The sequence below is a fragment of the Corynebacterium sp. p3-SID1056 genome, assembly GCF_025152525.1.
Classification (GTDB): domain Bacteria; phylum Actinomycetota; class Actinomycetes; order Mycobacteriales; family Mycobacteriaceae; genus Corynebacterium.
This window is the reverse complement of the sequence record NZ_JALXXL010000002.1, coordinates 128,200-153,718: the sequence shown is the minus strand read 5'-3', so window position 1 is coordinate 153,718 and position 25,519 is coordinate 128,200. Positions and strand designations below refer to the sequence as shown.

Here is a 25,519-nt window from a genome sequence, read left to right as displayed (position 1 = left end):
AAGGTTGAGACTTTTGCGCAGAATTTGTTATCTGCGCAGTTCAAAGGGATGTTTACCTTCCACGGAAGTTATCCACAGGGTTGTGCACCCGTTGTGGATAGAACCCAACCACGAATCTATCCACAGGTGTGGATAAACTTGTGGAAGATGAGGTGAGGGCCCCGCGGGGTCCTCACAAACTTGTGGAGGCATCGCGCATTCCGGTGGATTCTGCGGTGGGTTTTGAAATTACATGTTTCGCCCGCCGCGGCACACCGACGCGTGCCCCCACTGTCTACACACCGTCGACCGAAGAAAAGGAGCGCTTAAGTGGCGGAGCAACACGTTGAATCGCTGTGGCGCGACATCGTCACCGAGCTACTGCAGCTCTCCGAGCGCCCAGATTCCTCGGTCCCGCAGCTGACCTACCAGCAGCGCTCCTACCTTCAGTTGGTCAAGCCCGTCATGCTTGTCGACGGCTACGCCGTCCTTTCCGCACCCCACGCCGCAGCCAAGACCGTGGTGGAGGAGTCACTGGCTCCCCACATCACCGCGCTGTTGGCCTCGCACATGGGCACCCCCTTTGCGCTGGCAGTATCGGTAGCGCCCACGCCGCCGGCACCCGCTGAATCTTCGCCGACTTCAGTGCCGGAAGAGTTCTCGCCGGAACCAGTGCGCCAGCCGGCGCAGCCAGTCCAACCAGCACAGCCGGCACCACAAGCGCCGGCGCAGCCGCGCCCGGATTCCACCGCACCCGGCGAGCAAATTCCCATGAGCCTGGATGAGCTGGCACAGATGCACGCGAAGCAGCAGCCACAGGGCCACCCGACGGTGCCGCGTCGTATTCCGCGCGAAAAGCCCGCGCACGACCCGGACCGTTCGACCAGCCTGAACCCGAACTACACCTTCGAGAACTTCGTCACCGGTTCTTCCAACCGCTTCGCCAACGGTGCGGCGCTCGCGGTCGCTGAAACCCCGGCCCGCGCCTATAACCCGTTGTTTATCTGGGGCGGGTCCGGCCTGGGCAAGACCCACCTCCTGCACGCAGCTGGCAACTACGCCCAGGTGCTGCAGCCGAACCTGCGGGTCAAGTACGTCTCTTCCGAGGAGTTCACCAACGACTACATCAACTCGGTGCGCGACGACCGGCAGGAATCCTTCAAGCGCCGTTACCGCGACCTCGACATCCTGATGGTGGATGACATCCAGTTCCTGCAGGGCAAGGAAGGTACGCAGGAGGAGTTCTTCCACACCTTCAACGCCCTGCACCAGGCGGATAAGCAGATCATCTTGTCCTCGGACCGACCTCCGAAGCAGCTGACCACCCTGGAGGATCGCCTGCGCACCCGCTTCGAGGGAGGGCTGATTACCGACGTCCAACCACCGGACCTGGAAACCCGCATCGCAATTTTGATGAAGAAAGCCGCCGCGGACGGCACGGTGGTCGACGACGCCGTCTTCGAGCTCATCGCCTCCCACTTCGAGGCGTCGATCCGCGAGCTCGAGGGGGCCTTCATCCGCGTATCCGCGTACTCCTCGCTGTCCAACGAACCGATCACGCTGGAGAACGCCCGCGCCGCGCTGCGCGACATTTTGCCTGATGAGGCGGATGTCAAGCTCACCGCAGACACCATCAAAGAGGCGGCCGCGGAATATTTCAGCCTCACCCTGGAGCAGCTCACCGGTGCCGGTAAGGCCCGTCAGGTGGCGCATGCGCGCCAGATTGCGATGTACCTGTGCCGCGAGCTGACCGATCTCTCGCTGCCAAAGATCGGCGACGAGTTCGGCGGCAAGGATCACACGACCGTGATGTACGCCGACAGGAAGATCCGCAAGGAGATGACCGAGACCCGCTCGACGTACGACGAGATTCAAGAGCTCACCCAGATCATCAAGAACAAGGCGCGCCAGGGCTAGCATCAGCGCTAGCGACTTGCGCGCGAAACAGGAACATCCCACCGGATCACACGTGAGGTTCGGTGGGATGTGTCATTTTCAGCCCCAATAATCCCGATAACCACCTCAATCACACGGCTACCACTATCCACAGACTTCTCCACACCTGTGTAATTACGCCGTTGTAACTTGGCGATGTTGCTCACATTTCCCCGCTGAGCCGCGCGGGCGCGGCACTCGACGAACAGGCACTTTAGGCTGTGGACAACCCCGTTTTCGCATGTGCAAGGCTGGTGGACAACTCGGGGCTCCGTGTGGATGAATTCCCCAACCCAAAAGTTATCCACAATGGCTCCGACTTATCCACAGGAATTACACACGCGGAATCACATCCCCAATTCCCCCAGCTACCACGGACAAAACCCCGTGATCCACAGATTGCACAGCACCTATTGTTGTTACCAACTCTTTTACTTGTAATTCTCCTAAGAGAAAGAGAGCCTGTGCACTTTCGCCCGCCGCCCGCCCTTTCGCAGCCGATTCTTGGAATTACACGTTCCGTGACCCAAGCTGGCAACGGCCACCCTTTCCGCCTAAAGTGAGAACGTAAATTACACACCCGGCGCTCGAGGGGGAACCTGCTTGGGCCGGAGTTGGTAAACCACACATCCGCCTAGCAACGACAAGCAAGGGAGCGTTACGCCGTTATGGTCGAGAGCATCGGTGACAACTCCGCTGGCACTGGCGTGTCATTTCGGGTCCACAAGGAGGACCTCTCCGACGCCGTCGCGTGGGTAGCGCGCAGCTTGCCCACCAAGAGCACGCAGCCGATTCTGCGCGCGATTGTGATTACGGCGCACGAAGAGGGTCTCGAGCTCGCCGGCTTTGACTACGAGATCTCTACGCGTGTCCGCCTGGGTGCCGAGGTTGAGAACCCGGGCAAGGTCGCGGTGGCCGGCAAGCTGCTCGCAGACATCGTTGCCAACATGCCGAACCAGCCGGTAGAGGTGTCCACCGACGGCAACACGATGAAGCTGGTGGGCGGCAAGGCTCGCTTCGAGCTGCCCCTGATGTCCTTGGACGATTACCCGCAGGTCCCCGACCTGCCGGCAACTACCGGCCAGATCGCCCCGGCGGCGCTGACCCAGGCGGTCACCCAGGTCGCCTCGGCGGCGGGCCGGGATGACACGCTGCCCATGCTCACCGGTATCCACATGGAGATCAACGGGGAAAAGCTCCGCCTGACTGCCACGGACCGTTTCCGCCTCGCGCTGCGCAGCCTCGAGTGGGAGCCGAAGAGCCCGCAGGTCGAAGCGAAGCTGTTGGTCCCGGCCAAGACGCTGCTGGACAACGCCCGCACCCTGGATACCCACCTCGAAGATCCGGTGGAGATCGCCGTGGGCACCGAGGACAATGTCGGTGCCGAGGGTCTCTTCGGCATGCACGTGGGTAACCGGGAGACCACCACGCGCATGCTCGATGCCGACTTCCCGAACGTCGAGCCGCTTTTGCCGAAGGTGCACACGTCGATGGCCACGGTGGAGGTCGCCCCGCTGATGGAGTCCATCCGCCGTGTGTCCCTGGTGGCCGACCGCAACGCGCAGGTGCGCCTGCACTTCACGCCGGGCGAGGTGTCCCTGCACGCCTCCGGCGCCGACTCGGGCGAGGCGAGCGAGTCCCTCGCGTGCGCGTTTACCGGCGCAGATGAGCTGCTCATCGCGTTCAACGCCGGCTACCTGCGCGACGGCCTGTCGGTGGTAGACACCGACCGAGTCGTCTTCGGATTCACGGAGCCTTCGCGCCCCGCGATCATGATTCCGGAGCCGGAGGAGCTGCCGGAGGCGGACGCGCAGGGCGAGTTCCCCACGCCGGATACCCACTTCACGTACCTGCTCATGCCGGTGCGCCTGCCGGGTTAAGCCGGAGAGAGTGCGCAAGGGCATTTCGTGTACGTAAGCCAGCTTGACCTGCGCGATTTCCGCTCTTGGCCCGAGCTCAATGTGGAGCTCGAACCGGGGGTCACGGTGTTTGCTGGCCGCAACGGCCACGGCAAGACCAACATCGTCGAGGCGGTGTATTACACCTCCGTGCTGGGCAGCCATCGCGTGAGCACGGACGCGCCGCTGGTGCGCGCTGGAGCGGAAAACGCGCGCGTCTCGGCCACGATTATCAACGAGGGCCGCGCCCTGACCACCCACCTCTTGCTCAAGGCGTCGGGCGCCAACCAGGCGCAGATCAACCGCACCCGCCTGAAATCCCCGCGCGAGCTGGCCGGAGTGTTGCGCACGGTGATGTTTTCGCCGGAGGACCTGCGCTTAGTCACCGGCGAGCCCGCGGAGCGCCGCCGCTTCCTCGACGCGCTCGCCGCGCTGCGCACCCGCCGCCTGGGCGGGGTGAAGGCTGACTATGACAAGGTGTTGCGCCAGCGTAACGCGCTGCTCAAGCGCTCAAACATGGTGCTGCGCCGCGGCTACAACGATGCGCAAGGTGCCAGCGCGCTGAGCACGCTCGATGTGTGGGACGGCCAGCTCGCCGCGCTCGGCGCCCAGGTCATCGCAGGTCGGCTCTCGCTTATCGACGCCCTGTCGCCCCACATCACCGAGTCCTACACCGCAGTCGCGCCCGAATCCCGCCCGGCCGCAGTCCATTACAGCTCCACCCTGGATACAGCCGTGCGCCAGCTCGCCGGCGAGGCAACGCACGACCCAGCGATCTTGGAAGCTGCGATGCTCGCCGAGCTCGGCCGACGCCGCGAAGAGGAGCTCGACCGCGGCACCACGCTCGTCGGTCCGCACCGCGACGACCTGGTGCTCATGCTGGGCGATGCGCCGGCCAAGGGCTACGCCTCCCACGGCGAGACCTGGTCTTTCGCGCTTTCGCTGCACTTGGGCGAATACGCCCTGTTAGTGCAGGACGGCGTGGAGCCGGTGCTCATCCTGGACGACGTCTTCGCGGAGCTGGATGCGAAGCGTCGCGAGCGTTTGGTGCACGTGGCGGAGGGTGCCGAGCAAGTGCTCATTACCGCTGCGGTGGGCGATGACCTGCCCGGGAACCTGGACAAGGCCGTCTCGGCGCGCTACACCGTGCGCATGGAGGAGGGGGTGTCCCGGATTGAGCGATCTGGTGCAACAGACCTTTGAGCAGCTGCGCGAAACCGCGCGGCGCGGCGGTAGGAAGCTGCCGAACCTCAAAAGGCAGGGTGTGAATGTGGTGCCGCGGCGGAGCGTCGATAAGCGAATGCTCCGCGAGAGTAAAGAGGTGCCGGTACCTGGCCTGAACTTTGCCGAGGAGAAGAAGCGGCCCTGGGTGCGGCGGGGGCGGCCGACCGGGCAGGACGGGCGCGCGCTACCGCGAAGTTACGAGGTGGCCTCGTTTTCGGCGCTGGTGGGCAAGGAGGTCCGTCAACGCGATTGGACCGAGCACATGGCGTATGGCTGGGTGATGGGAAACTGGGAATCGCTGGTCGGCGCGAAGATTGCCCAGCACACAAAGGTGGAGATGATCAAGGACGGCGAGGTGCACATCACCTGCGACACCACCGCCTGGGCCACCCAGATGAAGTACATGCAATCCACCATCCTGCGCGCGCTCGCTGAGAAGCTGGGGCCAGATGTGATTACAAAACTGCACATCTTCGGGCCGCGCACGAAGAGCTGGCGCTACGGGCCGCTGCACGTCAAAGGCCGCGGGCCGCGGGACACCTACGGGTAGGCCGCGGGGCGTATACCGCGCGAGAAACGCCCTCTCGCCGGTTCGCCTGGTGCCCTCAATTCCCCCCACACCGTGTAAGATAGAGCGGGTTAAACACGCTTTTGGCAATAGAGGAGAGTCCAAGCAGTGGCTGAACATCAACCTCACTACGACGCGTCATCGATTACCATCCTTGAGGGTCTCGAGGCTGTGCGCAAGCGCCCCGGCATGTACATCGGTTCCACCGGTGCGCGCGGCCTGCACCACCTGGTGTGGGAGGTCGTGGACAACTCGGTCGACGAGGCCATGGCGGGCTACGCCGACCGAGTCGATGTCACCCTGTTGGCTGACGGCGGGGTCGAGGTCGTGGATAACGGCCGTGGTATCCCGGTAGAGATGCACCCCTCCGGCGCGCCGACCGTGCAGGTGGTCATGACGCAGCTGCACGCCGGCGGCAAGTTCGACTCCGAGTCCTACGCGGTCTCCGGTGGTCTGCACGGCGTGGGTATTTCCGTGGTCAACGCGCTGTCGACGCGCGTGGAGGCGGACATCAAGCGCGACGGCAAGCACTGGTACCAGCGCTTTGCCAACGCAGTGCCGGAGGAGCTCGAAGAGGGCGGCAACGCCCGCGGCACCGGCACGGCGATCCGCTTCTGGCCGGACCCGGAGATTTTTGAAACCGTCGAGTTTGACTACGACACGATCTCGCGCCGCCTCCAGGAAATGGCATTCCTGAACAAGGGCCTGACCATTACGCTCAAGGACGAGCGCGTCACCGACGAGGAGCTCGAGCTCGAGGCTATCGCCGAGGAAGGCGAAACCGCCGCCCTGGTGGAAGAGGACTCCTTCGACGACGAGACGGTCGTGGAGGACGCTGACGCCTCCGGTGCCGAGGCCGTCGCGCCGAACAAGAAGAAGAAGCGCGAAAAGAAGATCACCTTCCACTACCCGAACGGGCTGATCGACTACGTCGAGCACATCAACAAGGGCAAGAGCGCGATCCACCCCACCGTCATCGGCTTCGAGCAGAAGGGTGAGGAGCACGAGGCGGAAATCGCACTGCAGTGGAACAACTCCTACAAGCAGTCGGTGCACACCTTTGCCAACACCATTAATACGCACGAGGGCGGCACGCACGAGGAAGGCTTCCGCGCGGCGCTGACCACGCTGATGAACCGCTATGCCCGCGAGCACAAGCTGCTCAAGGACAAGGAGCCGAACCTTTCCGGCGACGACTGCCGCGAGGGCATCGCCGCCATCGTCTCCGTGCGCGTCGCCGACCCGCAGTTCGAGGGCCAGACGAAGACGAAGCTGGGCAACACCGAGATCAAGGGCTTTGTGCAGCGCACCGTCAACGAGCACCTCTCCGACTGGTTCGACGCCAACCCGGCCGAGGCGAAGGCCATTGTGAACAAGGCCGTGTCCTCCTCCCAGGCCCGCCAGGCGGCGCGTAAGGCGCGCGACCTGGTGCGCCGCAAGTCCGCTTCCGATCTGGGCGGCCTGCCCGGCAAGCTGGCGGATTGCCGCTCGAAGGACCCGGTCAAGTCCGAACTGTTCATCGTGGAGGGCGACTCTGCAGGCGGTTCCGCCAAGGGCGGGCGCGACTCCATGTACCAGGCGATCCTGCCGCTGCGCGGCAAGATCCTGAACGTGGAGAAGGCGCGCATGGACCGCGTGCTGAAGAACGCCGAGGTCCAGGCCATCATCACGGCGCTGGGTACCGGTATCCACGACGAGTTTGACATCAACAAGCTGCGCTACCACAAGATCGTGCTCATGGCCGATGCGGATGTGGACGGCCAGCACATCGCCACCCTGCTGCTCACGCTGCTCTTCCGCTTCATGCCGGACCTGGTCAAGGACGGGCACGTCTTCCTGGCGAACCCGCCGCTGTACAAGCTGAAGTGGGCGAAGGGCCAGCCCGGCTACGCGTTTACCGACGCCGACCGCGACCGCCTCCTTGCCGAAGGCCTTGAAGCCAACCGCAAGATCAACACCGACGACGGCATCCAGCGCTACAAGGGTCTGGGCGAGATGAACGCGAAGGAGCTGTGGGAGACCACACTCAACCCAGAAACCCGCATCCTGCGCCGCGTTGAGCTGGAAGATGCGCAGCGCGCCGACGAGCTGTTCAGCATCCTGATGGGCGACGACGTGGCGGCTCGCCGCAGCTTCATTACCCGCAAGGCGAAGGACGTTCGCTTCCTCGACGTCTAGTCTTTGTATGGCGAAGGCGCGGTCCCTTTTCTAGGGCCGCGCCTTTTGTCTTTGGCGTGTTATTTGGTGTGCTTCTGCACGATCTGACCAAGCTCAGGCAGGGCCGGGCCGACAATCTTTGCGGCCTTGTTGCGCAGCGAGGTGTAGACCTTCTTCACCGGGCCCGGCAGCGAATCCACCGCGGCATCGGCGGCTTTGACCAGGTCGTCTACGACTTCCTTCTCGTGCGTCGCAAGATAGCTGCCAAAATCGCTGCCCTGCTCGGCCTGGAACTTCGCCCAGTGGGGACCCAGCCCGTCAACCACCTTGGGCAGGACTTTGTTCATGCCCTTGGGGATGGCGTCCGCGTCAGCCTTCTTACCGGCAGCAAGGGCCGACTTCATCGCCATGCCGGTCAGGCCCGACTGGTTGGCGGTGGTCGTCTCCGCCAGCTCGGCAAGGTCGTTGGCTACTGCGGGGCGGGTGGTGGGGTCAAGCAGCTTCTTCAAATCAGACATGCAGACAGTCTACTTCTCGGAGCGCGCGGGTTTGGCTTAGAAGTTGACGCCGTTGCGAGCAGCTGCGGTGCGTGCAGTTTCCGCGATGGGCATGGTGGGGTGGTTCTTACCAACGACAAAGGTCTCAAGGATCGCCCAGATGAAGGCGAGGGAGCTGAGGATGGTAGCGATCATGATTGATCCTTTCTGTAACGGTTTACTCTAAGAATAGTCCAGGCTACAAAAGGTATTGTATTACCCCCGCCGCTTGTCGTACATAGAGATGGGGCGATCCCGAGAAAGGGATCGCCCCATGGTGTGGCTCTTCCGCCACAGCGCTCGGGCTCGGCGTTGCTGCGTCGAGCTTAGAAGCGGATGCCGTACTTCGCAGCAGCGATGCGGGCTGCGCGGTCGATCGGCATGCCCGGGTGGCGCTGAGCGGTGGTGTAGACCTCGAGCACTGCCCAGATGGTTGCGACGGAGGAAGCCAGACCGACGACGGAGCCAACGATGGAAGCGATCATAATGAGTTCCTTACTGTGAAGTAGAAGACGATTTGCATGTCGGAACTGAGTATAAAGCAAGTACTCGTATATCGCTCAGGTAAACGGGAATTATTTTTACACGTGGCAGCAATACATCCACAGCTCTTGCAGGGTAGACATACAAAAACAGGGCGACCCCTGCTTCCGGGGTCGCCCTGTCAACGGCTGGTTGTGGCTCTTCCGCCACAGCACTCGGGCAGTGCGACGTGGAGCTTTGAACACCAGTCACATGAGTCACTGCAACCACAACTGTGACAAACCTAGCATGGGCTAACTTTGGTCGCTACGTAAGGTGCTCTGGTGCCAGCTGGACCCCCAACTAGCGGGGCATTTGCGGCAGCTGGCCGGCGAACTCCTCCGCCATCGCGATCCACGCTGGCACGTCGAAAATGCGGTTGCCCTCCGAGGACCCATAGACGCCTTGCAGACCAGCTTGCTTGGCGATGTCGTCGACGGCTTGGCGCAGGGGCGGGGTGGCGTCGATAAGCAATTGCACCGCGATGAAGGTCGCAGCGGCAGCGATGCCCAGCGAGAGCGGGGCCGAGCCCGTGTACGCGCTGCCGAGCGCGGGCTGCTCGGGCACCTTTGGGCCATCCTCGGGGACTTCGCCCTCGGGGACCTTCGAGCTACCGGAGCCCGATGAACCGGCGGAGGACAGCTCGGCGACACCTGCGTGCGCGGGGGCGGGGACGGCGAAGGCGAGGGCGGCCGCGGTGAGCGCGGCAAGGGAGCGTTTTCTCATGCACAACACTCTATGCCGTCGGAGGGTTTGGGGGAACCGGCGTGCCGCGCGCGGCGGTGTTATCACTGTTTCGATGCACAGGTGCTGCCCATGCCTCGGGCGATCGCCTCGGGAGTGCGCAGCACCCGCCCGCAGCGCGAGCAGCGGGGCAGACCCTCGGTTGTGTCGCGATCCTCAACCTCCAGTGTTTCCACATCATGGGTAAGCGTGAGCGCTCGGGCGAGGTGCTCGCCTTCAAAACCGGGTTGCACATAGATGTCCTGCGACGGGGGGATGCCGTTTTTCCGCGCCAGCGCTGGCCACTGACGCACTGCTGAGGCCACCGTCGCGAGCCGGGTGCGCGCCTCTTTCTGGTCGAGGGCAAACCATTCGGCGTTGCCCAGCAGCGTGTCAATCGTGTCCGGCTCTCCGGGAGCAACCGGCAAAGCGAAATCGGTCTTGGTGGTGGCAGGAGTTACGTCGAAAAGCGGGGAGAGTTGCCACACCTCGTGTTTGTAGAGAAACCCGTGGTTGCGGAGGTGATTGTCGGTGTTGCCCACAAGCAGATTCAGCGCCGTACGGGAGAATATTTCCGCCAGATCTGCACTGCTGCCGCCCTCCACTCTGAACGCTTCGGCGACCTCAACCATCGTGAAATCATTGTCGTTGTCTGCCGCGTCGAGCATGGTCATGGCCGACATGTACGGCACCCGCGTCTCGTTGCCGTCAACGTCGTACTCACGGTCAAAGCGTTCCATGAGCAAGACATTCCGTCCGTTGATGGACTTTAAGGTCGCCTCCGGTGTGGTGATTTTTGAAAGCCGGGCAATATCGAGGCACACCTTTTCCCACGCGCAGACGTCAATGTCCTTGTCATCTGCGGCTGCGAACTTTGCCATCATCGTGTGCCCGCGGTCATCCACCACGGTGGCCTTCGGCCGCGCGCCGCCAAGGGAGGAGCCTGCGACGACGAGGCGCTCCAGGACATCCGCCGTATCTTCGTCTGCGTCTACTTCTCGCGCGGCGCGTTCCAACGCGTCGAGTTCAATCACCTTCGGAACTCGCGACAGCGGTGCCTGCACCTCTCCGTTGACGCGGTAGCGCAACGCACCCATGCGGAACTTGTCCGCCACAGACAGGAGGTAGTCCGTTGGTAGGGGCTGCTCTCCCCGCGCGGCGAACTGTTTCCTGATGACTTTTCGGCCCCAGCGGTCCGGGGCAGAATCAGAAAACGCGACGGGTAAGGCACCTGGGCCCATCGTGAGCGGTTGGTTTCCTTCCCGCAGGTCAAGGTGGGGAGTAAGCGGGTACGCCTCGGGGTGCGCAATCCATTCCTGGGAGTATGCGAATGTGCCAGCGCCTCGCGGGTGCGGGTAGTAGGTGCCCACGGTCACGTTTTGGCCGGAGAGGGTGAGGAACACCTCGATTGGCGGTTGTTTCATTGCAGTCTCCTACAGGAGGGTGGTAATCAGCGCTCGGCCCCGGTCGTGGTTGAGCGGGTCGGTCGCGCCCTGGACGTCACCGAGGATCCGGTAGATGTGCGCAACGCGCATGAAGTTCTCCAGGGTTGCGCCGTGTCCCTGCTCAAGACGGCGCAGCGTGGACACGCTCACCCCAGCCCGGAAGGCCGCGTCCTCGATGGAGAGGCGATTGAGACGCCGCCACTGTTGGAGGTTGGCGCCCACCTCGCGCAGCGCCGCAGACACCTTGGGAGGAGTGCGCCTACTCATTTGTGAGCTACTCATGGCTTAAATGTATCAAAAATGAGTAGGGAAGAGGATGGAAGAACACCGCCGATACCGCAGTATCACAACTCCATCCCAACCCACCGCAAATACACCTCCGCAGCAATCTCCGCGAACCCGGAATTGCCAGCCGTCAACGGCTCCATCCTGCGCACCGCTGCAGCCAGCGCCTTTGCAGCACGCGAAGCCGTGTCAAAGACAGGCACCCCGTGCACCCGGGCACCTGGAACAGCTGCGCAGGCAACCAGCGCGGAGAAGGAGCGCACCCGAGTACCTGTCACCGCGCAGTACTCGTCGGCCACGGCCAGAAGCTGCTCGGCGCTGAAACCTCGCATGGGCTACCTGGCCTGCCGGATGCGCGACTCCATGGCTTTGTAACCGGGGATGGTGGAGCGTGCGAGGTCGGTGACGGCGGCGTCGTCAAGCAGCCGAGTGGCGGCGGTGACCACGGCGCGGCGGGCGGCCTCCTGCTTGGAGCAGCCCCACGCGGAGGCGAGCAATACGAGGGCCTTGTCTTCATCTGAAGTGAGCCGAAGTGTCATAGCCATACCACTTTGATACCACTGCCGGACCCTGCAAAGCGCTACAGGGCCGGTAAACTGCGTCCTAGGCTAAGTAAAGAAAGGTGAGCAATGAGTGATGACACTCTAGGTGGCGGCGTAGGTGGCGGCGGTTTCGACGCCATCCAGCCCATTGACATCAATGAGGAGATGCAGACCAGCTACATCGATTACGCGATGAGCGTGATCGTGGGTCGCGCGCTTCCTGAGGTGCGCGACGGCATGAAGCCGGTGCACCGCCGCGTTATCTACGCGATGTACGACGCCGGCTTCCGCCCGGAGCGCTCTTTTGTCAAGAGCGTGAAGGCCGTCGGCGAGACGATGAGTAACTACCACCCGCACGGCGACAGGGCGATCTACGACACCCTGGTGCGCATGGCGCAGCCGTGGGCGATGCGCTACCCGCTGGTGCACGGGCAGGGCAACTTCGGCTCGCCTGGCAACGACGGCCCGGCCGCTATGCGTTACACGGAGTGCAAGCTCACTCCGCTGGCGATGGAGATGGTGCGCGATATCCGCGAGAACGCGGTGGATTTCTCGCCCAACTTCGACTCGAAGACTCGCGAGCCGGATGTGCTGCCCTCGCGCGTGCCGAACCTGCTCATGAACGGCTCGAACGGCATCGCGGTCGGCATGGCCACCAACATCCCGCCGCACAACCTCAACGAGTTGGCCGAAGCCATCTACTGGATCCTGGAAAACCACGACGCGGACGAGAAGACCACCCTGGACGCGGTGCTCAACTACGTCAAGGGCCCGGATTTCCCCACCGCGGGCCTGATCGTGGGCGATAAGGGCATCAAGGAGGCCTACACCACGGGCCGCGGCTCGATCCGCATGCGCGGCGTGACCGAGATTGAAGAGGTGGGCAACCGCCAGGTCATCGTGATCACGGAGCTGCCGTACCAGGTCAACCCGGATAACTTCATCCACAGCATCGCGGACCAGGTCAACGCGGGCAAGATGGCTGGCATCGCCAGCATTGACGACGAGTCCTCGGACCGCATCGGCATGCGCATCGTGGTCAAGCTCAAGCGCGACGCCGTGCCGCGCGTGGTGCTGAATAACCTGTACAAGCACTCGCAGCTCGAGACGAATTTCTCGGCCAACATGCTCTCCATCGTCGATGGTGTGCCGCGCACGCTGCGCCTTGATCAGATGCTGCGTTACTACGTGCAGCACCAGATCGAGGTCATTGTTCGCCGCACCCAGTACCGCTTGGACGAGGCGGAGAAGCGCGCCCACATCCTGCGCGGCCTGGTCAAGGCCCTCGATGCGCTGGACGAGGTCATCGCGCTTATTCGTCGCAGCCCGACGGTGGACGATGCGCGCCAGGGGCTCATGAAGCTTCTCGACGTCGACGAGATCCAAGCCAACGAAATCCTCGCCATGCAGCTGCGCCGCCTGGCCGCGCTGGAGCGCCAGAAGATCGTGGACGACCTGGCGGAGATTGAGCGCCAGATCGCGGACTACAAGGACATCCTGGCCAAGCCGGAGCGCCAGCGCAACATCGTGGCGACCGAGCTGAAGGAAATCGTGGAGAAGTTCGGCGACGAGCGCCGCACCAAGATCGTGGCCGCCACCGGCGACGTGACGGAGGAGGACCTGATTGCGCGCGAGAACGTCGTGGTGACCATCACCTCCACCGGCTACGCCAAGCGCACCAAGGTGGATGCGTACAAGAGCCAGAAGCGTGGCGGCAAGGGCGTGCGCGGCGCGGAGCTGAAGCAGGACGACGTGGTCAAGCACTTCTTCATCTGCTCCACGCACGATTGGATCCTCTTCTTTACTAATTTCGGCCGCGTCTACCGGCTCAAGGCCTACGAGCTGCCGGAGGCGGGCCGCACCGCCCGCGGGCAGCACGTGGCCAACCTGCTGGAGTTCCAGCCGGAGGAGAAGATCGCCCAGATCATCCAGATCCAGTCCTACGAGGACGCGCCCTACCTGGTGCTGGCCACCCGCGATGGCCGCGTGAAGAAGTCGCGCTTGACCGACTACGAGTCGGCGCGCTCCGCGGGTCTTATCGCCATCAACCTCAACGAGGGCGACGCGCTCATCGGTGCCGCGCTAACCAACGAGGAGGACGACATCTTGTTGGTCTCCGAACAGGGCCAGGCGATCCGCTTTGCCGCGGACGACGAGCAACTGCGCCCGATGGGTCGCGCGACTGCGGGCGTGAAGGGCATGCGCTTCCGCGACGACGATCAGCTGCTGGCCATGACGGTGGTCCAGGACGGCGAGTTCCTGCTCGTGGCCACCTCCGGCGGCTACGGTAAGCGCACCGCCATTGAGGAGTACAACCAGCAGGGCCGCGGCGGCATGGGCGTGATGACGTTCAAGTACACGCCGAAGCGCGGCAAGCTCATCGGCGCGCTCGCGGTCGACGAGGAGGACCAGATCTTCGCCATTACCTCGGCCGGCGGCGTGATCCGCACCGAGGTCAGCCAGATCCGCCCGTCCTCGCGCGCGACGATGGGCGTGCGTCTGGTCGATCTTGCCGACGATGTCGAGCTGCTCGCCATCGACGTCAACGTCGAGGACTCCGGCGAGGAGGAGGCCACTGCGGTGGCAAAGGGTGAGAAGACCATGGAGGAGGCGCAGGAGGCGACGCAGTCGTCGATAAGCGGTGGCCCCGAGGGTGAGGAGTAAGCGATGGCCGCACGGAAGGTAACCATCCGCAACATCGGCGCGAGCTCGGTGTTTAAGGTGGCGACGATCCTGGCGCTCATCGGGTTTGTGGCGTGGATGATCGGCGTGACCATCGTCTATTTCGGCCTCGAGCAGGCCGGGGTGATTGAGTCGGTCAACTCGCTCATCGGCGGCGTCGGCGGGGACCAGGTCATCGACATGAAGGTCTGCCTGTCGGCCGCCGGCCTGCTCGGCCTGATTGGCGTGGTGTTTACCGCGATCATGGCGCCGCTGACCGTGGTGATTTACAACAGCATCGCTGATCTCGTGGGCGGCGTCAGCTTCACCATGTCCAACCGCGCAAAGTAGGGCCAAAGAGTGCTTATCGACGCCACGTTCAAGGCGTCGATACGCACCCCTACCTGCGGATTTGGTGGTTATGGCAATGGTGCGTAATATTCTTATCCGTTGCCAGGGCCTATAGCTCAGTCGGTTAGAGCGCATCGCTGATAACGATGAGGTCGCAAGTTCGATTCTTGCTAGGCCCACGGAGACACTAGTAATATAGGGTCTCGGCAATGGGGCATTAGCTCAGTTGGTAGAGCACCTGCTTTGCAAGCAGGATGTCAGGAGTTCGATTCTCCTATGCTCCACAGTGTGAGACAACCCCCGCACCGCCACAGCGCGGTGCGGGGGTTGTTGTGCTGTGCGCTTCCCGGTTGCGCGGTGCGCCGTTTTCTGTGCTGATTTTAAGTTTTTCCGACGCGAATACCCCTTTTCTGAGTTACAAACACAAAAATGTGGCACATATCACGTCAACATTTTTGGGTTTTTGTCAGGTTGGAAAGACCAAGGTCAGCGCGTTTGTCGCTTGCCTTAATTCCCGCTGTGCGCGCTGTGGTGCGAATTTTCCCGACGCTGGGGGAATAGTGGACTACTTTCCACGAAACAGTTGTGATTGAATGAAAGTCTGTCAGTGTGTAGATCCGTGTTCAGGAGATCTCCAGGCTGCTTCGATTATCTCCGACAAGTTTTAAGGATTGGGCCGTTGCAAAACGCAAATCTTAAGAAGCGCATCATGGCTTCGCTTATTACCTCCGTCGTCGCTACGAGCGGCGTTGTCGCTATTACTCCCGCTGCTTCGGCGCAGGAGAAGGCTGCGGACGTGACCGTCACGGAGACGGCTGCGCCGACTACCACCACCGAGACGGTGACGAACGCGCCGAAGCCGGCGGTGACCACCACGGTGGAGAACCGCACTGAGGAGCGCGTGGAGCGCACGACCGTGGTCGAGCGTTACTACCGCAAGTACGAGTACGGCTTTGACTTTTCCCAGAAGAAGGAAGAGCGCTACATCGTCGTAGAGAAGCTCAGCGATTGGAAGATCGACTTTGTCGACGATTCCAAGGGCCTGGTCAAGGTGACCAAGTCCAAGGACGGGCTTGTCATCACCCCGGTGAAGGAAGGCGAGGGCGACGTCCGCATCGTTGTGGTGGACAACGAGGGCAACCGTCACGAGTACACCATCCACGTGATCAACAAGGCGCAGAAGGAGATCACGACCAAGGACGTTGTGGTAAACAACCACTACTTCAACGTCACGGTTGCTGGCGCTTCCCAGGAGATCCAGATCCCCAAGGGCTGGGATTACAAGATCGAGGAGGGTGGCGCCTACATCACCACCACCCAGAAGGGTGACAAGCTCATCGTCACGCCGAACGAGGGTGTCATCAGCGCCAAGGCGAAGATCTCCGTCCACGAGCCGGGCGAGCGTCCGCGCAACGAGAACAACTACATCTTCAACATCGCGCCGGATAGCAAGTTTGATCAGCACCGCGTGATCGGTAACTCCAACGCCTACAAGCTGGAGATCGATAACGCCCAGGGCGAGCCGAAGATCATTGAGGGCGAAAACATCGTCGACTCCCTGAAGAAGAACGACCAGGGCGTGTGGGTGCTCACCCCGAAATCGGATAAGACCGGCAAGGTCGTCATCACCATCAAGGATGCCGAGGGCAACACCCACCAGTTCACCCTTGATGTGCGCCAGGGCAACAACGTGCTTGTTGACGTCGTGACCGAGACCGTAAGCGTCGGCGATGACTTCATTCTCGACGCCGACGGTGACTACGACCTGGACTTCAAGCAGGGCGAGGACATCGCCGATGTGAACAAGGCCAACGGCAAGATCACCATCACGCCGAACGCCGAGGGCGTCATCGTCGCGAACCTCTACGAGAACGTTGACGGCAACCGCGTCCTGGTCGGCACCTACACGCTGATCTCCACCCCAGCTGGCGTGAAGGTGGACACCCAGGAAGTCACCCAGGAGATCAAGGACCGCCAGACGGTCGAGATCACCAAGGGTGCTGAAGACCACGAAATTGTTGTCGTTGAGGGCAAGGACAAGGTCACCGTTGCTGAGGTGGAGAAGGACGGCAAGACCGTCACCCGCCTGATGCCGGACCAGGGCTTTGAGGGCAAGGTTGTTGTGGAGGAGCGCCGCGGCGATGATGTCGTGGTTCGCTACACCATCAACGTGACCAAGAGCGAAGTGCGCGAGTACGAGCAGGACGTCAACGAAGGCTCCACGGTCTACGTCAAACGGACGAGCGACCTGCAGCGCATCGTCGTTGTCGAGGGCGAGAACCTGCTGAAGAACGCGCCGAAGGGGGACGAGAAGCAGTTTGTTCCGGAGTTCGTCGACGGTGCCGAGGGCAAGGTTGTCATTGAGGTGCAGAACTCTCGCGGTCTGCCGGTCACGCGTTGGATCCTGAACCTGAAGCCGGCGAAGGCTTCCGAGTTCACCTACAACGTCACCGACCGCTCTGAGGTCACGCTCACGACCTCGGAGAACTCGACCTACAAGATCATTAAGGGCGAGGACCTGATTAAGGTCACGGGCGAGGGCACCGACTTCGTTGTCACCCCGAACAAGGGTGCCAAGGGCACCGCCATCATCGAGTTCACCAATGGCACGAAGACAACTCGCTACGTCCTGAACATCACCCCAGTTAACGGTGGCGCAGGAAGCGATACCACCACTGGTGAGAGCTCCTTCAAGGTCTCCGAGCTGGGCAACTTCACTGTGACCATTCGCAACGATAACACCTACGAGGTGATCAAGGGTGGCGATTACGTCACCGTCACCGAGAAGGACGGCAAGTGGATCCTCACCCCGAATAAGGACACTGCCGGCAACTTCGTGACTGTTGTGGAGAAGACCAAGACCGGTGAGGTGGTCAACCGCCACATCATCGAGATCACCGAGCAGACTCGCGAGCTGAAGTTCACCGAGGTACGCAAGACCATCGATCCGAAGATCGAGAGCTGGGAGACCCCGGGCAAGGGCAACACCCTGCGCATCGTTCGCGGCTACGACCTGGTCGAGAACCCGGATCCGGACGAGCACGGCAAGCTCACCCTCAAGCCGATCGAGGGCAAGACCGGCACCATCCTCATCGAGGAGCGCGATGCTAACGGCAACCCGGTCCGCATCATCGAGGCGGAGATCCCGGAGACTTCCGGCGGCGAGACCATCGAGAAGCCGGAGATCACCCGCAATGATGACGGCTCGATCACGATTGTGGTGAAGGAGAAGGGCGACCTCGAGTTCAAGGTCTGCACGGACAAGAACCCGCCGAAGGACGCCAAGGATTGCAAGAACCTCAAGCCGATTGATGACAAGTACATCAAGGACAACGGCGACGGCAGCTACACCATCGAAAACGGTGGCATCCCGGACGGCACCACTGCGCTTGTGGTGACTCCGAAGGGCAGCGAGAATAGCTTCATCTTCGAGATCAACATCGAAACCGACAACAACCAGGGTGCCGGCAACGTCAACGTTGGTTCCTCCGACCCGAAGTGCATCGCTTCCCTGGTGGGCCTGGCTTCGCCGCTGCTGCTGCTGATCCCGCTGGGCGTGCTGTCTCAGGTGCACATCCCGGGTCTTGAGGGCTTGCGTGGTCAGCTGAACTCGGCCATCCGTGAGGCGAACGACCGTATCCAGCATGGTCTGGGCATTTACGACCGCGATCGCGCAGAGCGCGCCGCGGGCCTGCAGGGTGCGTTCGCGATCGAGAACTCCGAGATGATCGGCATGGCTGCCGGTGCGCTCGGCGTGATCACTGCTGGCCTGCTGATTGGCGACGCGGTTCTGCGTGCCTGCGGCCAGGAGGAGTCGACCTCCTCCTACCAGCTGGGTAAGGCGACGAACAACGACACGCTGATGTACGGCTCCTCCGGCAAGCCGGCCGAGACTGAGGCTGCAAAGCCTGAGGAAGGGTCTGCTGCTGAGAAGTAGTCTCTAGGCGACTAGCGGAAGCCGCTTGCGTGGGTTGATGGCCCGCGCAGGCGGCTTTTCGCATGCTTAGCGACGCTCGTATACGCCTGGGCCGACCTTCAATTCTGTGCTGATTTTAAGTTTTTAGCCGCAAAAACCCCTATTTCTGGTGGAAAAAGAAAAAATGTGGCGTATATCACGATAAGATTTTTGGGTTTTTGTCAGGTTGTAAAAGGCAAGGTCAACGGCGTGGAATCAAAGCTTGCTAGCGCCTGTGCGCGTTGTGGTGCGCTTTTTCCGCGCAGCTTAAGGATGGTGGACTACTTTCCACGAAACAGTTGTGATTGAATAGAAGTCTGTCAGTGTGAAGATCCGTGTTCAGGAGATCTCCAGGCTGCTTCGATTATCTCCGACAAGTTTTTAAGGATTGGGCCGTTGCAAAACGCAAATCTTAAGAAGCGCATTATGGCCGCGCTTATCTCCGGTGTTCTCGCTACCGGTACGACCGTTGTTATTGCTCCCGACGCCATCGCTGCCGATCAGATGATCGTGGAGGCTTACCAGAAGCTCGACGATCCGGCACTGCACCAGTTTGAGGTTGAGCAGCAGAAGCTGCAGAGGACCTACAACCAGTGGAACCAGGCAGTGAAGGTCTTGCCGACCAAGCAGGGCCCGGGCTGGTGCATCGACTGGGGCATTGATAACTCCTGGAACAACCCGGACGGCTTCCAGGTTCGCAAGCTCACGGGTAAGTCCGGCCTGGTGGGCGACGGATACGCCATCGATGAGAATGTCCGCATTGCTGCCATCAGCTTGACCAAGTCCATGCTGAAGGACTTCCACGAGTGGGAGAAGAATCCGAACGACACGCTCGCGGGCCAGATCACGACCAAGAACAGGTACCTGCAGGCGCTCCTGGGCAACAACGCCTCCGAGCTCAACGGTCTGCGTGACAACATTTACCACGGGGACCACGCCCAGTTCCACGCATTGACGGGCTTCCACATCACGCACGTCACCAACCCGAGCGATGGTGTGAATTACCGCCTGGTAGCTGACGAGGCGAAGATTGCCGAGCTGAAGAAGAACGTCGGCGAGAACGAGTACATCACCGTGCTCGTGCCGAATAACTACAACTGGAACGCGAACAAGCGTGAGGAGTGGACGTTCCAGCGGCTGATCACGATCTACCAGCCGGGCCTGGACATTCCGGATAACCCGAAGCCGCCAGAGACTACCACCGTCACGGTTCCCAAGGAGACGACCGTGGTCACTACGGTACCGGGAACTACCGTTACCGAGACGCTGCCGGGTGAAACCGTGACCAAGACGGTGACGACCGAGGCCACCACGACGGTGACGGAGCCGGGCACGACCGTGACCAAGACGATCCCGACCACGGAACCCAAGGTTGAGACTTCGAAGGTCACCACGACCCGCACCATTCCGGGTGGCGAGACGACCGTGACCAAGACCCTTGACATCCCGGAGACGACTGTCACGGTGCACAAGGACTCGAAGTACTACTACGAGAAGGTCTACGAGTCCGTCAAGGAAGTCTACGAGTACTACCACTTTGCTGGCTTCACCAAGGAAGAGAAGTCCAAGGTTATCGAGCTGGACAAGCGCATCAGCGGCTCCTGGAGTTTCGAGATCACTGAGGGCTCCGAGTTCGTCATCGTTGAGCGCGGTGAGGACGGCAAGCTGATTATCACCCCGCGCCCGGGTGTTGAAGGCGAGCACAAGGTCACCATCGTTGTCACTGACGACCAGGGCCGTCAGCACGTCTACCACCTGACCATCAACAACACGGTCAACCTTGAAGAGTCCATCAACGTCACGGTGAACAACTTCTTCTACAACATCAACACTGGTGGCGAAGGTGACCGCTACAAGGTCATCAAGTACAACAAGGGTGACAAGGTTGAGACCATCAAGGGCGGCGAGCTCGTAGTCGTCGATGATGACGGCAACGGCAACCTCACCGTTACCCCGAAGGACGGCGTGACCTCGGGTGAGGTGATCGTGCGGATCACCGACAAGGAGGGCACCGCTCGTGAGAACATCATCACGATCGAGAACAAGGAGTCGAAGTACGACGTCACTCGTACGATCCTGAACACCTCTGTCGGCTACGTCGAGTACCGCGGCGGCTCCTTCGAGATCATCGAGGGCAAGGACGTCATCGATATCGTCGAGACCGAGGTTAACGGCGAGAAGGTTTGGAAGATCGTCCCGAAGGTCGAGGAAGGCAACGCGCACGTTGTCTTCACCGACAAGGATGGCGTTGAATACACCTTCAACTTCGAGGTGGTCAAGGACGCCAACGGCGGCCCGAAGGTTGTCGAGCACAACATCAACTACAACGGCAACGTCGAGATTGAGCGTCGCGAGGACTACACCTACGAGGTTGTGAACCGCGAAGGCCTGCTGAAGGAATCGCAGCTCAACATCGAAGAGACCACCCGCGACTCCGACGGCAAGCCGGTCTGGAAGATCACCCCAAACGAGGACGACCTTGAGCTGAAGGAAAACGGTGGTACCGCCGTCATCAACATCAAGGACAGCGAAGGCCGCCTGGTTGGTGTGTTCACCATCAACATCGAGCGCGATACCACAGGCAAGATTGACAAGGTCACACGCGATCGTGAGGTCGTTGACCGCTCCAAGGTCAACGTGTTCCTGGGCAACCACGAAGACAACCACTTCACGGTAGAGCCGCTGGACGGGGCAAGCCTGGGCGACTTCTTCGACAACCCGGAGGACTACGAAGGCAAGGAGATCCAGGACGATCTCCAGCTGAAGTTTAAGCCGGGTGCCGAGGGCAAGTTCAAGGTCACCGAGTTCTACACAGAGTTCATCTACGAAGAGGTCGAGGGCCAGCCGTCGAAGCTCGTTGGCACAAAGAAGCACCCGATCACCGAGTACGTCTACACCGTCAAGCCGTTCACTCCGAGCGAGTCCACCTACACCATCACGGCTGACAACGAGGTCGACCTCCAGGGCACGAAGCTGTACGTCACCGAGGGCACGGATCTGCTCGTGTCCACCCCGACGGACGGCGATGACAAGCTGAAGATCACCCCGAAGTCGGATGCTAACGGCAAGGTTGTGATTGAGAACCGCACCGAGGACGGCTACGTCTTCGAGCGCTACATCCTCAACATCACCCCGGGCCGCGGTGCCTCCAAGGACCAGGTCACCAAGAAGCGCATGTCCTGGACCGGCACCGCACGCATCAGCAAGGAGGAGGGCGATACCTACGAGATTGTCTCCGCCACCGATGCCGACGGCAAGGAGGTTGACGGCAAGGAGCTCGTCAATATCAAGGAGGAGAACGGCGAGTTTGTCGTCACCGGCCGTAAGGACAAGACCGGTTTCGTGACCATCGCCGTAAAGGATAAGCGCGGCGTCTACGCGACTTACCAGCTGAACATCACCGAGCCAAACGCAGGTGGGGACTACTACTACCAGGTCTCGACCAACGGTGAATTCCGCGCGACCCTGGTTGAAAAGTCGAACCAGTTCAAGGTCGTTGACGGTGGCGAGTACCTCGAGCTTCCGAACAACGATGGCAACCAGTGGACCATTAAGCCGAAGGCGGATGCTGCTGGAAAGAACGCAACGGTCCAGGAGTTCGATCAGGACGGCAACGTGCTGAACACCTACAACCTGCAGATCGTACAGGGCGCAACCAGCGGTTCCCGCCAGCTGCGTGACTACCTCATCATCGGTGAGGGCAAGGCATACCAGCCGATCTCGGAGGGCAACACCTTCAAGGTCGTCCAGGGCGCTGAGCACGTCACCACGGGCAAGGACGGCAAGGGCAACTTCACGCTGACCCCGAAGGATGGCACCGAGAACAAGGTCGTTGTCACCGAGGAGTACGACAAGGACGGCAAGCTCGTCCGCACGATCACTTCGACGATCGTCCCGAAGTACCTCACCTCTAACGGTGCGTTCCTGGGTGACAACCGTGACGTTGCCCGGATCGAGCACGACGAAAAGACCGGCCAGATCACCGTCATCTTCGATAAGGAAGGCGGCGAAGTTGCGATCGCTGAGGGTGCTGACCTTGTGGACCAGCGCCGCGATGGCAATAACATCATCCTCACTCCGAAGGATGGTGCAAGCGGTACGGTCCTGTTCATCCCTGTACTCGATGGTGTCCAGAACAAGACCATCGGCAAGGTGAATATCAACGTCAAGAACGGCAACACCCAGGGTGGTGGCGACGTGAACGTCGGCTCCTCTGACCCGAAGTGCATCGCTTCGCTTGTTGGTCTGGCATCCCCGCTGCTGCTGCTGATCCCGCTGGGTATCCTCTCCCAGGTCCACATCCCGGGTCTCGAGGGCGTGCGCGGTCAGCTCAACGCTGCGATCAAGGACGCGAATGACCGCATCCAGCAGGGCCTGGGCATCTACGACCATGATCGTGCACAGCGTGCCGCTGGTGTCCAGGGTGCGTTCGCGATCGAGAACTCGCAGATGATCGGTATCGCAGCCGGTGGCCTTGGCCTGATCACCGCTGGCCTGCTGATCGGTGACGCTGTCCTGCGTGCATGTGGTCAGCAGGAGGCGACCTCTTCCTACCAGCTGGGCAAGGCTACCGATAACGAGACGCTGATGTACGGCTCGTCAGGTAAGCCTGCTGGTTCTGAGGCTGCGAAGCCGGAGGATGAGGCTGCTGCTGACGAGGAGAAGTAGTCTCTAGCGCCTGAAGAAGCCGCTTGTGAGGGTTGAAGCCCACACAAGCGGCTTTTCGCTTTTTACGCGCTCACCCCTCCCGCAGCACCCCGCGGACCACGTCGTCGAGCCAGTCGAGCGCGTAGTCGTAGCCGGTCTGGCCGTCGATGCTGAACCCGCCGGGGCTGTCGGTGTAGCCGAGCTTGTAGTAGGACATGTGGCGCGGCCCGAAGTCGCCCGCCTGCGCCGCAGATGCGAGAAGGTTCGCGTTAGCGGGGTTGCGCATCGCCGCGTTAAGACCCGCGGCACTCGCCACCTGGTCCATCAGCTGGCTGACCGCGGCGTGCGTCGCGGCCTGGCGCTGCTCGGTTGGCGTCGGCACGCGCGCAACCACGCCGGCGCTGGCCAGCTGCAGGTAGAAGCGCTCGGCGGCCTGGGTCGCCCGCATCGCCTCCAGAGCGACGTCGTACCAGCCCGCCTCCTCGCCGGTCGCAACCGCCCCGCGCAGCCCCTCGAGCGCGGGCAGCAGGTACGTCCAGGTCACGCCCTCTTTCGCCAGGTTCGGCAGGGCGGACATTAAGGTCACGGCCGCGAGCTGCTCGGCTGGTGTCGCCGCCTGCTCGGCGCGGGTGGCGCGGTCCGCGGCCTGGGCGAAGAGTCCTATCTCTCCGAGGATGAGGGCGGCGGTGGGTGCGTCGAGAAGCGAGAGCCCGGACTCGCGCACCGCCTGCTGGAGGGGCGCGCCGGAGTCCATGAGCCGCGAAAACTCGAGCACATGCATGCCGGTCGCCGCGTTCGGCGGGCCGACAACCTCTTCGCGCATCGCCACGTCCGCCAACTCCCGCAGCGCGGAGTCCGGGTCCGTCGAGCACGCCATGTCCGCCGCATTGCACAGCGACAGCACCTTGCCCTCCAGCCCGGCGAAACTCAGCGCCCGCTCGCCCGCCAATCCCACGCGACCAGGCACAACGCCCGAGCCGCCGCCGTTGATCAGCTCGCCGCCGCGCGCCAGCTGCCCCTTCGGCGCGGGCGCGTACAGCTTCGCGGGAGCCAGGGGCCTTTGCTTCACGACGCCCGACCGCCCCGGATCCGCAAACAACACCACCGCAGCCACCTGATCCGGCCCAACGCCCGCTACTTTCCCGTGGCCGATCTCCGCCGCGACATCGCCGATCAGGTGCGCGCCCTGCGAGTAGCCGATCAGGATGAGGCGGGTGTCCGGGCAGTTGCGGGCGACGGTGCGAATCTCGCGGGCGGCGTCGTCGGCACCGAGGGTGACGGACTCGCCGTAGGTGGCGGCCTCCGTGCCCTCGATGCCGCCGCTGGAGCTGCCGAGCGCGCTGAAGCGGCCGAGCGAGGCGGGGTAGCGGACCTGGTAGGTGCGCACGGTGCGGGTGCCGAAGTGTTCGGTGAGGTCGGCGGCGGGGGAGGAGTGGTCGTCGAAAAGCGACTCGCGCGCGGACGGGTCCCAGGAATGCGAAAACCCGGACCCCGCCGCTTGCACGACGTGGACCGGGGTACAGCTCGGCGCCACCAGGTCCCACGGCTGCGCCTGTGCAACCGGGGCGAGGGGGACGAGCGTGGCGAGCGTGAGGGCAGCGAGATGTTTCACGCGAAACATTTTAGTCTCGCAGCGGCCTGCTTACTTGCGCGGCAGCGCCATGAGCGCGGTGCCGATGGACACGAGCCAGGAGTCCTTCGACAGGGCGAGGCCCTCCTGGGAGGCGCGGATGCCGTCGTCCTCGGTCATGGCGTCGTTGCCGAAGTACATGGTGAGTAGGCCCGCGCCGAAGGTGGCGAGCGCTGCGCCTGCCAGGCGGTTGGACACGAAGGGCGCGAGCAGGGCCGCGCCGATGCCGGTCTCGGAGTACGCGACGAACTTGGCGAAAGTCTTCGGGTCCACGTCCTTGACCGCCGGGATGCCGGTTTGCGCCGTGCCGTGAAGGAACTCGGCGGTGCCTTCGTCGGCGCCGAGCTTGCCCGCGCCCGAGTTCATGATGTACAGGCCGGTAGGCACGCGCAGCAGGGCGGCGGCGAGGCGGGTGCTGGGGGTCTTCTTCTCGTTGCGGAACATGGTGTCTCCTTTGTTGG

General features: G+C 62.2%; 19 protein-coding genes and 2 tRNA genes. 11 read left to right on the top strand and 10 right to left on the bottom strand.

Going from position 1 to position 25,519, the window contains the following annotated elements; genetic code table 11:
• The first annotated feature begins 309 nt into the window (after nucleotides 1-309).
• The 5 genes from dnaA to gyrB all read left to right on the top strand — a co-directional run bounded on the left by dnaA (nucleotide 310) and on the right by gyrB (nucleotide 7,782).
• Complete coding sequence (dnaA, locus tag M3G14_RS02555; protein ID WP_259924433.1) at nucleotides 310-1,896, top strand: chromosomal replication initiator protein DnaA; 1,587 nt, start codon at nucleotides 310-312, stop codon at nucleotides 1,894-1,896.
• 686 nt (nucleotides 1,897-2,582) lie between these two features.
• A complete protein-coding gene (gene dnaN / locus M3G14_RS02550; RefSeq protein WP_259924432.1) occupies nucleotides 2,583-3,794 on the top strand; it encodes a DNA polymerase III subunit beta in 1,212 nt (403 codons plus the stop codon).
• A 27-nt stretch (nucleotides 3,795-3,821) separates the two neighbouring features.
• Nucleotides 3,822-5,015, top strand: coding sequence for a DNA replication/repair protein RecF (gene recF / locus M3G14_RS02545; RefSeq protein ID WP_259924431.1), 1,194 nt, complete (start codon nucleotides 3,822-3,824; stop codon nucleotides 5,013-5,015).
• Nucleotides 4,999-5,586 (top strand): DciA family protein, encoded by a 588-nt coding sequence (locus M3G14_RS02540; RefSeq protein ID WP_396122176.1) that lies wholly within the window; start codon nucleotides 4,999-5,001, stop codon nucleotides 5,584-5,586. Before recF ends, M3G14_RS02540 begins: the two co-directional genes overlap by 17 nt.
• 126 nt (nucleotides 5,587-5,712) lie before the next feature.
• Nucleotides 5,713-7,782: a DNA topoisomerase (ATP-hydrolyzing) subunit B gene (gene gyrB, locus M3G14_RS02535; protein ID WP_259924429.1), complete on the top strand. Its 2,070-nt coding sequence runs from the start codon at nucleotides 5,713-5,715 to the stop codon at nucleotides 7,780-7,782.
• A gap of 59 nt (nucleotides 7,783-7,841) precedes the next feature.
• On the opposite strand, the gene M3G14_RS02530 is transcribed toward gyrB, so the two are convergent.
• From M3G14_RS02530 to M3G14_RS02495, 8 genes are all read right to left on the bottom strand, one after another.
• A complete protein-coding gene (locus M3G14_RS02530; protein WP_259924428.1) occupies nucleotides 7,842-8,279 on the bottom strand; it encodes a DUF6918 family protein in 438 nt (145 codons plus the stop codon).
• Between the two features lie 36 nt (nucleotides 8,280-8,315).
• Complete coding sequence (locus M3G14_RS02525; RefSeq protein WP_259924427.1) at nucleotides 8,316-8,453, bottom strand: hypothetical protein; 138 nt, start codon at nucleotides 8,451-8,453, stop codon at nucleotides 8,316-8,318.
• 170 nt (nucleotides 8,454-8,623) lie between these two features.
• Nucleotides 8,624-8,782 (bottom strand): hypothetical protein, encoded by a 159-nt coding sequence (locus tag M3G14_RS02520; RefSeq protein ID WP_259924426.1) that lies wholly within the window; start codon nucleotides 8,780-8,782, stop codon nucleotides 8,624-8,626.
• Nucleotides 8,783-9,122: 340 nt separating this feature from the next.
• Nucleotides 9,123-9,545, bottom strand: coding sequence for a hypothetical protein (locus M3G14_RS02515; RefSeq protein WP_259924425.1), 423 nt, complete (start codon nucleotides 9,543-9,545; stop codon nucleotides 9,123-9,125).
• A gap of 62 nt (nucleotides 9,546-9,607) precedes the next feature.
• Nucleotides 9,608-10,966, bottom strand: coding sequence for a type II toxin-antitoxin system HipA family toxin (locus M3G14_RS02510; RefSeq protein ID WP_259924424.1), 1,359 nt, complete (start codon nucleotides 10,964-10,966; stop codon nucleotides 9,608-9,610).
• A 9-nt stretch (nucleotides 10,967-10,975) separates the two neighbouring features.
• Complete coding sequence (locus M3G14_RS02505; protein ID WP_259924423.1) at nucleotides 10,976-11,269, bottom strand: helix-turn-helix domain-containing protein; 294 nt, start codon at nucleotides 11,267-11,269, stop codon at nucleotides 10,976-10,978.
• A gap of 62 nt (nucleotides 11,270-11,331) precedes the next feature.
• Nucleotides 11,332-11,604: a TetR family transcriptional regulator gene (locus M3G14_RS02500; protein ID WP_259924422.1), complete on the bottom strand. Its 273-nt coding sequence runs from the start codon at nucleotides 11,602-11,604 to the stop codon at nucleotides 11,332-11,334.
• Nucleotides 11,605-11,607: 3 nt separating this feature from the next.
• Nucleotides 11,608-11,817 carry a CopG family transcriptional regulator gene (locus tag M3G14_RS02495; protein ID WP_259924421.1) on the bottom strand — a complete coding sequence of 70 codons (210 nt, stop codon included), beginning with the start codon at nucleotides 11,815-11,817 and terminating at the stop codon, nucleotides 11,608-11,610.
• An 84-nt stretch (nucleotides 11,818-11,901) separates the two neighbouring features.
• On the opposite strand from M3G14_RS02495, the gene gyrA reads away from it, so the two are divergent.
• The 6 genes from gyrA to M3G14_RS02465 all read left to right on the top strand — a co-directional run bounded on the left by gyrA (nucleotide 11,902) and on the right by M3G14_RS02465 (nucleotide 23,449).
• Nucleotides 11,902-14,478, top strand: coding sequence for a DNA gyrase subunit A (gene gyrA, locus M3G14_RS02490; protein ID WP_259924420.1), 2,577 nt, complete (start codon nucleotides 11,902-11,904; stop codon nucleotides 14,476-14,478).
• Nucleotides 14,479-14,481: 3 nt separating this feature from the next.
• Nucleotides 14,482-14,826 (top strand): DUF3566 domain-containing protein, encoded by a 345-nt coding sequence (locus tag M3G14_RS02485; protein ID WP_259924419.1) that lies wholly within the window; start codon nucleotides 14,482-14,484, stop codon nucleotides 14,824-14,826.
• A gap of 105 nt (nucleotides 14,827-14,931) precedes the next feature.
• Nucleotides 14,932-15,005 (top strand) — tRNA-Ile (locus tag M3G14_RS02480).
• A 32-nt stretch (nucleotides 15,006-15,037) separates the two neighbouring features.
• Nucleotides 15,038-15,110 (top strand) — tRNA-Ala (locus M3G14_RS02475).
• 425 nt (nucleotides 15,111-15,535) lie between these two features.
• The gene (locus M3G14_RS02470) at nucleotides 15,536-18,763 is read left to right on the top strand and encodes a hypothetical protein (protein ID WP_259924418.1); all 3,228 of its coding nucleotides are present in this window, start codon (nucleotides 15,536-15,538) and stop codon (nucleotides 18,761-18,763) included.
• A gap of 414 nt (nucleotides 18,764-19,177) precedes the next feature.
• Nucleotides 19,178-23,449, top strand: a complete 4,272-nt coding sequence (locus M3G14_RS02465; RefSeq protein ID WP_259924417.1) for a hypothetical protein — start codon at nucleotides 19,178-19,180, stop codon at nucleotides 23,447-23,449.
• Between the two features lie 70 nt (nucleotides 23,450-23,519).
• Here M3G14_RS02465 and M3G14_RS02460 read toward each other — a convergent pair whose 3' ends face one another.
• Together M3G14_RS02460 and M3G14_RS02455 are read right to left on the bottom strand one after the other, a co-directional pair.
• Nucleotides 23,520-25,040: a cutinase family protein gene (locus M3G14_RS02460; RefSeq protein ID WP_259924416.1), complete on the bottom strand. Its 1,521-nt coding sequence runs from the start codon at nucleotides 25,038-25,040 to the stop codon at nucleotides 23,520-23,522.
• Nucleotides 25,041-25,070: 30 nt separating this feature from the next.
• Nucleotides 25,071-25,502, bottom strand: coding sequence for a DoxX family membrane protein (locus tag M3G14_RS02455; protein ID WP_259924415.1), 432 nt, complete (start codon nucleotides 25,500-25,502; stop codon nucleotides 25,071-25,073).
• Between the last annotated feature and the right edge of the window lie 17 nt (nucleotides 25,503-25,519).